This window comes from Grimontia marina, from assembly GCF_900060185.1.
GTDB classification, from domain to species: domain Bacteria; phylum Pseudomonadota; class Gammaproteobacteria; order Enterobacterales; family Vibrionaceae; genus Enterovibrio; species Enterovibrio marinus.
Genome location: NZ_FIZY01000091.1, coordinates 1 through 11012, shown reverse-complemented (window position 1 = coordinate 11012; position 11012 = coordinate 1). Strand labels below are relative to the sequence as shown.

9 protein-coding genes and 1 pseudogene are annotated in these 11012 nt (G+C 48.5%); 5 read left to right on the top strand and 5 right to left on the bottom strand.

Features of this window, described 5'->3' with window-relative positions; all coding sequences use genetic code 11:
- The coding region (locus GMA8713_RS24400; RefSeq protein WP_157515497.1) for an IS630 family transposase at nucleotides 1-337 on the top strand (337 nt) is incomplete at its 5' end.
- Between the two features lie 21 nt (nucleotides 338-358).
- Here GMA8713_RS24400 and GMA8713_RS24395 read toward each other — a convergent pair.
- From GMA8713_RS24395 to GMA8713_RS24375, 5 genes and pseudogenes are all read right to left on the bottom strand, one after another.
- A pseudogene (locus GMA8713_RS24395) lies at nucleotides 359-658 on the bottom strand (IS110 family transposase); the annotation flags it as partial.
- A gap of 197 nt (nucleotides 659-855) precedes the next feature.
- Nucleotides 856-1098 (bottom strand): formate dehydrogenase subunit delta, encoded by a 243-nt coding sequence (locus GMA8713_RS24390; RefSeq protein WP_062715129.1) that lies wholly within the window; start codon nucleotides 1096-1098, stop codon nucleotides 856-858.
- A gap of 8 nt (nucleotides 1099-1106) precedes the next feature.
- Nucleotides 1107-3980: a formate dehydrogenase subunit alpha gene (fdhF, locus tag GMA8713_RS24385; RefSeq protein ID WP_062715127.1), complete on the bottom strand. Its 2874-nt coding sequence runs from the start codon at nucleotides 3978-3980 to the stop codon at nucleotides 1107-1109.
- A gap of 17 nt (nucleotides 3981-3997) precedes the next feature.
- Entirely contained in the window at nucleotides 3998-5596 is a 1599-nt protein-coding gene (locus tag GMA8713_RS24380; protein WP_062715125.1) for a formate dehydrogenase beta subunit, read from the bottom strand.
- Entirely contained in the window at nucleotides 5593-6108 is a 516-nt protein-coding gene (locus tag GMA8713_RS24375; RefSeq protein WP_062715123.1) for a formate dehydrogenase subunit gamma, read from the bottom strand. The genes GMA8713_RS24380 and GMA8713_RS24375 overlap by 4 nt, the downstream gene beginning before the upstream one ends.
- Before the next feature lie 274 nt (nucleotides 6109-6382).
- Between GMA8713_RS24375 and GMA8713_RS24370 the strand changes: the two genes are divergently transcribed.
- From GMA8713_RS24370 to GMA8713_RS24355, 4 genes are all read left to right on the top strand, one after another.
- Nucleotides 6383-7477 carry a PfkB family carbohydrate kinase gene (locus GMA8713_RS24370; RefSeq protein WP_062715117.1) on the top strand — a complete coding sequence of 365 codons (1095 nt, stop codon included), beginning with the start codon at nucleotides 6383-6385 and terminating at the stop codon, nucleotides 7475-7477.
- Nucleotides 7478-7537: 60 nt separating this feature from the next.
- Complete coding sequence (locus GMA8713_RS24365) at nucleotides 7538-8452, top strand: pseudouridine-5'-phosphate glycosidase (RefSeq protein WP_062715115.1); 915 nt, start codon at nucleotides 7538-7540, stop codon at nucleotides 8450-8452.
- Nucleotides 8453-8739: 287 nt separating this feature from the next.
- Entirely contained in the window at nucleotides 8740-9765 is a 1026-nt protein-coding gene (gene gbdR / locus GMA8713_RS24360; RefSeq protein ID WP_062715113.1) for a choline metabolism transcriptional regulator GbdR, read from the top strand.
- A gap of 614 nt (nucleotides 9766-10379) precedes the next feature.
- A complete protein-coding gene (locus tag GMA8713_RS24355) occupies nucleotides 10380-10847 on the top strand; it encodes a GNAT family N-acetyltransferase (RefSeq protein ID WP_157515771.1) in 468 nt (155 codons plus the stop codon).
- The last annotated feature ends 165 nt before the right edge of the window (nucleotides 10848-11012 follow it).

Genomic DNA, 11012 nt, shown 5'->3' with positions numbered 1-11012 from the left:
AAAGAAAGACTCAGACCTATTCATTGCCATGCTGGAGAAGCTAAAGTGGCACTACCGCCGAGCCAAAAGTGTCACCTTGATACTGGATAACTACATCATCCACAAAAGTAAAAAAACGAAGGCTTGGCTCAAGAAGAACCCAAAGTTCAGGCTGCTGTTCCAGCCCGTTTATTGCCCTTGGGTCAACGTCATAGAACGATTGTGGAATGCTCTCCATGAGACAATTACTCGGAATCACAGGTGTAAACATATGTGGCAATTGCTCAGGAAGGTGAAGCACTTTATGGATAACGTATCGCCGTACCCGGGAGGTTGCCACGGCACGGCGAAAATGTAGCACTATTCGGATCAGTTATTTAGCCTCTGCGATGGCCTGTGCATCGTTGTAATCATTTTTCTGCCCCCGCAGATACCCTTTGACATGCTGAGGAGGTAACAACTCAACGTCATGCCCTAGCAGCGAAATCTCACGCCCCCAATAGTGGGCAGAAGCACAAGCCTCCATGGCGACAATGCAGCGCTCTTGCTGAGCCAAGTACCGCAGGAGTTGGCTCCGGCTCAGTTTCTTCTTACCGATGGGCTTTCCCTGCTGGTTTAACACGAAGAGGTAAAAGCTATTTTTTGCCAAATCGATACCGAGCGTTTTACACTTGTTCATGGTCTTCTCCTGCTTATCTAGATAGTCGATAACACTTCTATCTTGGCGCATTATGACGCCGGACTGGAGTAGGAGGAGACCATCTCATCAAACGACCTGAAGATGCAGGATTCAGGTTGTTTGGCGATAAAGAAACATGGTAGACAGAAATGCAAAGGCCACGCAATGCGTGGCCCTCATTTGACTAAAGCTAAATATCACCCAGTCTTCAGGCGATATTCTTGCTCCAGTGATTCTGCCGCTTTTTCAGCGATGGGATTTAAAAGCTCACTCCCTATCGCAGCAAACAGACTCTTCTTCATGTCTCGGGACCAAAAGCGGCGAATATGACAAGCCACTTCGTCTACCGTTTCATGCTCGGTCTTTCCATGCTTTAAGTTATCAGCAATCTGGTTCGCCATCGCATAAAGGCGTTCGTTACGATGAAGTTCACCGTCCATGTTCACTCCTAACTGTTACTGTCTTGCGTCGCCGCAGATAAATGAGCTTGTTGCTGTTCATCGAATTCACGGAAACGCTGCTGCCAATCCGCCTGTTCAACCGCAACTTTCACCTGGACGGCGGTCACCTTGTACTCAGGACAGTTAGTTGCCCAATCTGAGTTTTCCGTGGTGATGACGTTGGTACCAGACACCGGATGGTGGAAGGTGGTGTAAACCACGCCCGGCTGCATACGATCACTGATTTTTGCTGGCAGGGTAATTTCACCTGCACGGCTGGCAATGCGAACTGGAGAACCATCTGTGATACCGCGGTCTTCTGCATCAAGAGGGTGTATTTCCAGTACGTCTTCCTGATGCCACTGGCTGTTGTCGGTACGACGAGTCTGCGCGCCAACGTTGTATTGAGAAAGGATACGCCCTGTCGTCAGCAACAGTGGGAAGCGTTTGTTAACCTTCTCTTCTGTTGCTACGTACTCCGTGACCACAAAGCTGCCTTTACCTTTTACAAACTCGCCAATATGCATGGTTGGGGTGCCCAAAGGCGCCTCGTCATTACAAGGCCACTGTATAGAGCCCAACTCATCCAGTTTTTCGTAGCTCACGCCATGGAAGGTCGGCGTCAGCTTAGCGATTTCATCCATGATTTCGGAAGGATGGTTGTAATGCATTTCGTAGCCCAGAGCATTAGCGAGATCCATGGTTGCTTCCCAATCGGCTTTACCGGAAAGCGGTGCCATCACTTTACGGACTGGCGAAATACGACGCTCAGCGTTAGTAAAAGTACCGTCTTTTTCGAGGAAGCTGGCACCTGGGAGGAATACGTGCGCAAACTTCGCGGTTTCGTTGAGGAAAATGTCCTGAACGATCAGACATTCAAGTGACGTGAGCGCTGCTTCAACGTGCTGGATATTAGGGTCTGATTGGGCGATATCTTCGCCTTGCACATACATGCCTTTAAATCGACCTGCGATGGCGGCGTCAAACATATTAGGTATGCGAAGTCCCGGTTCATCATCAATCGGCACACCCCACTCACCTTCGAACAACGCACGTACATCTGGGTCTGATACATGTCGATAACCCGGCAACTCATGCGGGAACGATCCCATATCACAGCTACCTTGTACGTTGTTCTGGCCGCGCAGCGGGTTCACACCCACACCTTCACGACCAATGTTACCTGTCGCCATCGCAAGGTTAGCAATTGCCATCACAGCAGAGCTGCCTTGGCTGTGTTCGGTAACACCAAGCCCATAATAAATTGCGCCGTTTCTCTCTTTAGCAAACATTCTTGCTGCTTCACGGATCAACATAGCCGGTACACCCGTGGCACTTTCCATCGCTTCTGGCGAGTGGTGAGGCTCTCCAATAAAATCCCGCCATTTTTTGTAAGCGGCCATATCACAACGTTCTTCTATATACGCTGTATCTTCCAACCCTTCGTTAACGATGACATGCGCCAACGCGTTCAAAACAGCGACATTCGTACCAGGACGTAATTGAAGATGATATTGTGCTCGGACATGCGGTGCGTTAACCAAGTCAATTTCTCTTGGATCAATCACAATAAGCTTGGCGCCATCACGCAGGCGGCGCTTTAGCTGTGAAGCAAATACTGGGTGACCATCTGTTGGGTTCGCGCCAATAATAATCACAGCATCTGCTTTCTGCACTGAGTCAAAGGTTTGGGTTCCCGCTGATTCGCCCAAGGTAGTTTTCAAACCATAACCCGTTGGTGAATGACAAACTCGGGCACAGGTATCCACGTTGTTGGTACCAAACCCAGCACGCACCAATTTCTGCACCAGATAGGTCTCTTCATTGGTGCAGCGGGAAGAGGTAATTCCTCCCAACGCATTCGCGCCGTGTTTGTCGCGGATCGCTTTGATCTTGTCTGCAGCAAAGCCAATCGCTTCTTCCCAACTTACTTTGCGCCAAGGCTCATGGATAGAATCGCGGATCATCGGGTCAGTCACACGATCTTTGTGGGTTGCGTAGCCAAAAGCAAAGCGACCTTTCACACAAGAATGGCCTTGATTCGCTTTGCCATCTTTATGCGGCACCATTCGTATCAACTCATCGCCTCGCATTTCGGCGCGGAAAGAACAACCAACACCGCAATACGCACAGGTCGTCACACGGTAATGGCTCGGTGTGCCCAGCTCAATTACGCTTGTTTCTGTCAGTGCAGCCGTAGGACAGGCTTGCACGCAAGCGCCGCAGGAAACACACTCGGAATCCATAAAGTTCTCCGCGCCTGCAGTAATGCGGGATTTAAATCCACGGCTTTCTACAGTCAGAGCATGTTGCCCCTGAATTTCTTCACAGGCACGGACACACCGTGAACAGACAATGCACTTGCTAGTGTCGAAAGTAAAATAGGGATTAGACGTGTCTTTTTCCATATTAAGGTGGTTGCTACCTTCAAACCCATACCTCACGTCGCGAAGACCCACTGCACCGGCCATGTCCTGTAATTCACAGTCGCCATTCACCGCACAGGTCAAACAATCCAGTGGATGGTCTGAGATGTACAACTCCATAACGTTACGTCGTAACTTACGGAGTGCCTCATTTTGTGTGGTCACCACCATGCCTTCAGCAACGGGGGTGGTACAGGCAGCCGGCTTTCCGCGCATCCCTTCAATTTCCACCACGCACATGCGGCAGGAACCAAACGCTTCGAGCGAATCTGTCGCACACAATTTGGGAATTTGAATGTTTAGGATGGAAGACGCATGCATGACTGATGTTCCTTCCGGCACAGTCACAGGCCAACCATCAATGGTCAACGATATTTGCTTAACATCCTCGCCTTTAACAGGAGGTGTTCCGAAATCTTTGCTGCCTTGCTCAATGGGAATATAGAACTCAACCATTGTCTACTCCTCAGCGGCTACTTGCCGCCACTGTTCACTTGGGCACCCGCGTTTTTCACGAGCCCGAAATCTTCAGGAAAGTGCTTCAAGGCACTTTTTACCGGAAACGGCGTCATCCCGCCCATGGCACAGAGCGAACCCTGCTCCATGGTCTCGCACAAATCATCCAGTAGTTCCTTACTCGCTAGCTTCTCATCGCCTTCTGCTTCAAGAAGCTGGTCTATCACTTCCGCGCCACGTACCGCGCCAATCCGGCAAGGCGTGCATTTCCCGCAAGATTCCAGCTCGCAGAACTCCATAGCGAAACGTGCCATTTGGCTCATATCAGTCTGGTTATCGAACGCGACAATACCCCCATGTCCCAGCATGGCACCGCGTGCGGCAAGATGCTCATAGTCCAAATCCGTGTCCCAGTCGTGCTCGGCAATATAAGCGCCAAGAGGACCACCAATTTGTACCGCTTTAAGCGGCTTTCCACTCCGGCTTCCTCCACCGAAGTCAAACAGCAGCTCTCGAATGGAGACGCCAAAAGCCAGCTCGAACAGCCCTGGTTGTTTGATGTTCCCTGCCAACTGAATCGGCATGGTGCCGAGGGAGCGTCCCTGACCGAAGTCTTTGTAGTAATCAGCCCCTTTTGACAGGATGATGGGCACAGATGCTAGTGAGATGACGTTGTTAATGACGGTTGGCTTGCCAAAAAGACCCTCAATGGCAGGAAGTGGTGGCTTGTTTCTTACCAATCCGCGCTTACCTTCCAGACTCTCCATAAGCGATGTTTCTTCACCACAAATATATGCTCCTGCCCCCATGCGGAGCTCCAAATCGAAGTGTTTACCGCTACCGCAGATATCTGCACCTAGATAACCCGCCGCATAAGCATTTTCGATGGCCTGAGTAAAGATCTTGCAAGCATTAGGGTACTCAGAACGGGTATAGACATAACCCTGAGATGCACCGACAGCGATGGCACATATGATCATCCCTTCAATCAGCGTGAACGGATCGCCTTCCATCAGCATTCGGTCGGCAAAGGTCCCCGAGTCACCCTCGTCCGCATTGCAGATCACATACTTTTGGCCTGGAGGTTGATCTGAGACGGTTTGCCACTTGATACCCGTGGGGAACGCCGCCCCACCTCTACCACGGAGGCCAGAGGTTTTTACTTCGTCGAGAATGTCCTGAGTAGTCATACCCAGCGCTTTTCCCAGCCCGACAAAACCGCCTTTGCTTCGGTAGTCTTCTATATCCAGCGGGTCGACAAAGCCAACACGCTCAAAGGTCAGCCTTTGTTGACGTTTTAGCCATGGAAGTTCTGTCGTAAGCCCCAAACAAAGCGGATGTTCAAGTGCGACGCTACCCTCTTCATCTGGCGCAAAGAAACGAAGAGCCAGCAACGAATCGACGTCATCTTCGAAAACAGGGCCGAAGGCAACACGGCCTTGCGCGGACTCTACTTCAATCATTGGCTCCAGCCAAAACAAGCCATGGGATCCGTTGCGGACAATAGTGAGAGATTCACCCATGGCTGCAGCACTGTGCGTCAAACGCTCGGCCACTTTCTCTGCCCCACGGGAAACAGAAGAAGAGTCGAGGGGAACATAAATGCGATAACTCATGGCGCTTTCACCTCGATAACTTGGGTGAGCAGCGAGTTGACCAGATTGTCGAACTCCTCACCATTCATTTCACCGTAGATATCGTCTCCTACACGAACGCAGGGCGAGTACATGCAGTTACCCAAGCAATAGACTGGCTCCAAAGTAAAGTTGTTATCTTTGGTGGTTTCATGGAAGCCAATACCAAGTCGGGATGTTGCGTGTTTCTCCAGCGCGAGCGAACCCATGGACTGGCAAGATTCAGCGCGACAGATTTGAATAACATGTCCCCCAGGAGGGTGACTACGAAACTCATGGTAAAAGCTGATCACGCCGTGCACGTCAGCATTAGACAAATTCAGTCCATGCGCAATCATCGGCACAGACGCCGGAGGTACATAACCCAAATGATGTTGAATATGGTGTAGCACAGGTAACAGCGCGCCCGGTTTGGCTTTAAACGAATTGATCGCCTCTGCCACCACCGCGCGCTCCTGCTCCGTCAAAGCGCTACGCTGAGCTTGGTTTTCCATTGGCTATCCTTGCTGTTCATCTTGGTAACACTGTGTTACCAGTGTTCTTTTCAATTGTAGAGCCAATCATTCAACCCCCTGTTCCCGAATTGAGACCCAATCAGGTCGCAATGCGACGCTCCTAATAGAAAAGCATGGCCAAAACTGACTGGTTTTTATACAAATTTTTTCTATGGCGTCACACAATAATTAATTGTTACCCCACAGTAATTGACAGTTTACTCACTGAAGATGAGACTAACATTTGTTTAACAACCTAACAGGTGTTAGCTCTATGACCTCCCGCGAAGATGAAATACTGAAATTGATCAAAGAGGATCCCTTCATCCAGCAACAGAGCATTGCGGATAAGCTGAAAATCAGCCGGTCTGCCGTGGCTGTCCATATTATGAATATGACGCGAAAAGGGGTGATCCGTGGAAAAGGTTATATTGTCGACCGCCCGCAGTATGTGGTGGTGATTGGCGGTACCAACATGGACATTCTCGGTCAGCCAGAAGTAGCGCTGGTTGAGCGCGATTCCAACCCAGGGAAAATCACGGGTTCAGCGGGCGGCGTAGGGCGGAATATTGCAGAAAACCTTGCAAGGCTTGGGGTCGATACCAAGTTAATATCAGTTGTCGGTGATGACCCTTATGGCAATGTCGTGCTTGAAGCGACGAGAAAAGCCGGCGTCGATGTTAAAGCTGTCAGTCAACTGACTGGACAAACGACCTCTACCTATCTCTCGTTGCTCGATGCCCATGGCGATATGCTGGCAGCTGTATCAGATATGTCGATTCTGGAACACCTGAACATCGGTTTACTCGCTCAGCATAGTGACCTTATTCAGCATGCTTCTGCCATCATCATCGACACCAATATTAATGAAGATGTGCTCGCTTATCTGTTCAGCAATTTCCAAGAACAAGTCATTTACCTAGATACGGTTTCGACCGCTAAAGCGGTTAAATCCAAACCGTATCTCAAACATATCCACACGCTAAAACCAAACTTACTCGAGGCCCAGACAATCTCGGGCTTACCGCTCAATTCTGACGAAGATATCGACGACATTGCAGATTGGTTCATTAACCAAGGGATCACCCGTTTATTCCTTAGCCTTGGAGCCGATGGCATTCTCTACCGCTCAGCAGAAGATACCGAATTGATCCGGGCACCCAAAGTGCAAGTAGTCAACGCCAACGGGGCTGGGGACGCATTTCTTGCAGGGCTAGTGTACGGACAAATGAATAACTTAACGGACGCAGAGTCCTGCTGCTTTGCGCTCGGCTGCGCCATGCTCACGATGGAACATACCCAGACAATTAACCCAACCATTACCGAATTGATGGTGCAACAGCGCCTAGGGTCTGCTGACCTTTGGTGATGATTTTTGCAGCAAACAAAATTTAACCCAAAAAGGTCAACAGACCCTATAGGAAGCCTCATGTTAAACACTTATCTCGATATTCACCCTGAAGTGCAACAAGCCTTAGCAGAAGGCAAACCTGTGGTCGCATTGGAATCGACCATCATCTCCCATGGCATGCCTTATCCAGAAAATGTTGAAACAGCATTTCGTGTTGAACAGGCAGTGCGTGACAACGGAGCGATTCCTGCCACCATTGCGATTCTCAAAGGCCGCTTGAAAGTGGGTTTAAGCAAAGACGAGATTACTTATCTGGGTCAACAGGGTCAGTCGGCAGTCAAAACCAGCCGCCGCGATATTCCTTTCATCGTCGCGAGCAAGGCAGACGGTGCAACCACAGTGGCTTCAACGATGATCCTTGCTGATATGGCCGGAATCCGCGTATTTGCAACGGGCGGTATCGGCGGTGTTCATCGGGGCGCCGATACCAGCTTTGATATCTCTGCCGATTTAGAAGAATTGGCAGAAACAAATGTGGCGGTGGTATGCGCGGGGATTAAGTCTATTCTCGATTTGGGACTCACTCTGGAGTATCTGGAAACCAAAGGTGTACCTGTCATTGGTTATGGCACAGAAATGCTGCCAGCGTTTTATACGCGGGAAAGTCAGTTTAGTGTCGATTACCGAATTGACAGTCCTGAACAGATAGCAGCAGCGTTGAAAGCCAAGTGGGATATGCAACTTAAAGGCGGTGCGGTCATTGCCAACCCAGTTCCCATCGAGCACGCACTCAAAAGTGAAGAAATTGACGGCGTCATCGAAGCCGCGATTACTGAAATGGATGACAAAGGGATAAAAGGCAAGGATTCCACACCATTTTTACTCGCCAAAGTTGCGGAAAAGACAGCTGGAAACAGCCTCAAATCCAACATAGCGTTGGTGCTTAACAACGCCGCCCTTGCCGCGAGAATCGCAGTTTCATACAGTGGTTGAGTCGTTTTTTGCCAATTACCCTAAAAATTCATTACACCTCTAAACACCTTGAGTACCTAAAAATCGGCATCAAGGTGTCCATTTTTATACGATAAAATCTCTTCAAATGTCTTAAATCGGAGTATTTGGCTCATGACGCCTGCGTTTCAAATAAATTAATTTTACTTTTCATTAACATTGTCCTACCCATAGGGGAGAAGCTGCGTTCTGGACTGCGCCACTCTCTAAGAGCTGTAACTAATTTAAACAAGGACGGTTTAAAACAAACCGAGAATGGAGAGGTATCTATGGGCACAGTATCCTCATTACGCCAACCCGTTAATATTGGTTTCTACCTTTGCGATCGTTTTACTATGCTGGCAATGGCTTCTGCGATTGAAGTATTGCGCATGGCAAACCAATTGTCGGGAGAAACGTTGTACCAATGGCACACGCTGAGTGAAGACGGCCAATCAGTATCAGCAAGTGATTCGCTCCAGATCGGTGTTGATGAAGAAATACCTTCCCAACAGCCTTTGGACATTGTGATCATCTGTGGCGGCCTGGACATCGAAAAATCAGCGAAACCCCGTTTGCTGAGCTGGTTAGCTTCATTAGATCGTAAGAACATCACCGTTGGTGCGATTTGTACTGGAAGCTATATCCTAGCGAAGGCAGGCATCATGCAAAACAAAGCCTGCTCTATTCACTGGGAGTACCTTGCAGGTTTTCAGGAAGCTTTCCCTGCAGTACGAGTTAGCAACAAACTCTTTTCTTTTGACGAGAAACGCATGACCAGTGCGGGCGGCACAGCCCCTATGGATATGATGCTCAACATGGTCACTAAGGAACACGGAAATAAACTTAGCGCGGCAATATCCGAGATGTTTATGTGCGAACGCGTCAGGAACAGCGAAGACGTGCAGAAGATACCATTGAGGAATCTGATTGGTACGGCGCAGCCTAAACTGCTCGAAACCGTTTCATTAATGGAAGCTAATCTCGAAGAACCTTTCTGCATTGATGAGCTCGCCAGCCTGGTTCAGCTCTCACGCCGCCAACTCGAAAGGCTGTTCCAGCGACACATTCAGTGCTCACCTTCGCGCTACTATCTCCACCTCCGACTCAGTCGCGCGAAACAGCTCCTAATCCAGACTAATCTCTCCATCATAGAAATATCGATCGCTTGTGGATTTGTCTCTACGCCTCATTTTTCGAAGTGTTACCGCGACTACTACGGTATTCCTCCGAGAGAAGAGCGAGTCGGCATGCGTCAGGAGCAGGAGCCAACATTGGGGAGCATAAGTCTGGAGAGTGCTCAGATTGCCAGCTAACAAAGGCTAAACCAAAACACATGCCCCGGAGTTTATCCGGGGCTTTTTTTTCCACCAACGCTCAGCTGCCTCATCCTTTTGGAATAGATTGTTCAAATTTTATCCTACTATCAATTCTAAACTTCGTACCCACTCAAGCCTGCCGATAATCTAGACGACCTAAGTGTTTAAATAAGAATCCAAGCACATAACGAAACCTGTATGGCCCATGACTAATTTAGGGAAAAAATAAAGCGCTCAACGTTTAATCATCACCTCCCAGCCCGCGTACTTTGTGAGCAACTGATCAGATCCCAGTATGACACTTGTATTAATTCAACGTTACCCAAAGGGTTATCCACCGTTTCTGTGGGTAACTTTCTTCGCGTCACGTAATATATTGAGTTCACGTCATTAAATTCTTGCTAGAAAAATTCTGCTATATAGGACAAAAATTACACCCAGACATTCCTTTTTCATCTCAACGATATATAGTCTGCCTAGATAGCAATACACCTGAGAGGAAGGGATAAAGAGATTGCTACTTACTAAAAAGGAAAACGCGAAAAGCATTGTAAAACTCTCCCAGTCACCGACAATGAGCGACAGTGGCAAATTTTTCATTTGGGAAGGTCATGAACACGCTTGGTAAGCAAATTGAATATCGTTGGTTGGAGACAGACTCAAAGTATTATCAAACGGCTTTGAAGCTTCGCTATGCGTTGTTTTTCGAGGAGCCAGGCCTACCCTGGGAAGTGTTGTTCGATACTGACGAAGGCAATAGCCTGCATCTTGCCGCTATCTGCGATGGAGAATTGTTGGCTTACGGACGGTTGACCAAGCGGAGCAATTCAGCAATGCAAATATCGCAAATGGTGGTTTCGCCCAAACATCAGCGTAAAGGATTAGGAGAAGCGATTCTCAGCCGATTGGTCATTCATGCGAAAGAGCACGAAACCAAAAGTATTATTCTGAGCGCACGACTTCATGCTATGCCACTTTATGAAAAATTGGGATTTAATATAGTAGGTGAAGTATATCTTTCAGAAAAAACAGGCATTGAACACATTAAAATGGAATTAACACTAAAAAGGGCCGAATAACTCAGCCCCTCTTATTTAACGCAACATCATAATTATTTAATTAGTCGGCCCTGAATTACAAATAAGACACTGATCTATTTGATGATCTCATCGATCTTCCTACCCTCATATTGCAAGCTTTTTAAGCCTCCCCTTCCAAAACCTTGCAATTTGGGTGATGAAAAT

Excerpts from the sequence above, each read along its gene's own strand:
- GMA8713_RS24365 (WP_062715115.1), top strand. The coding sequence starts at position 7,538 with ATGTTAAACACTTATCTCGATATTCACCCTGAAGTGCAACAAGCCTTA.
- gbdR (WP_062715113.1), top strand. The coding sequence starts at position 8,740 with ATGGGCACAGTATCCTCATTACGCCAACCCGTTAATATTGGTTTCTAC.
- GMA8713_RS24380 (WP_062715125.1), bottom strand. The coding sequence starts at position 5,596 with ATGAGTTATCGCATTTATGTTCCCCTCGACTCTTCTTCTGTTTCCCGT.
- GMA8713_RS24375 (WP_062715123.1), bottom strand. The coding sequence starts at position 6,108 with ATGGAAAACCAAGCTCAGCGTAGCGCTTTGACGGAGCAGGAGCGCGCG.
- GMA8713_RS24355 (WP_157515771.1), top strand. The coding sequence starts at position 10,380 with ATGAACACGCTTGGTAAGCAAATTGAATATCGTTGGTTGGAGACAGAC.
- GMA8713_RS24390 (WP_062715129.1), bottom strand. The coding sequence starts at position 1,098 with ATGGACGGTGAACTTCATCGTAACGAACGCCTTTATGCGATGGCGAAC.
- fdhF (WP_062715127.1), bottom strand. The coding sequence starts at position 3,980 with ATGGTTGAGTTCTATATTCCCATTGAGCAAGGCAGCAAAGATTTCGGA.
- GMA8713_RS24370 (WP_062715117.1), top strand. The coding sequence starts at position 6,383 with ATGACCTCCCGCGAAGATGAAATACTGAAATTGATCAAAGAGGATCCC.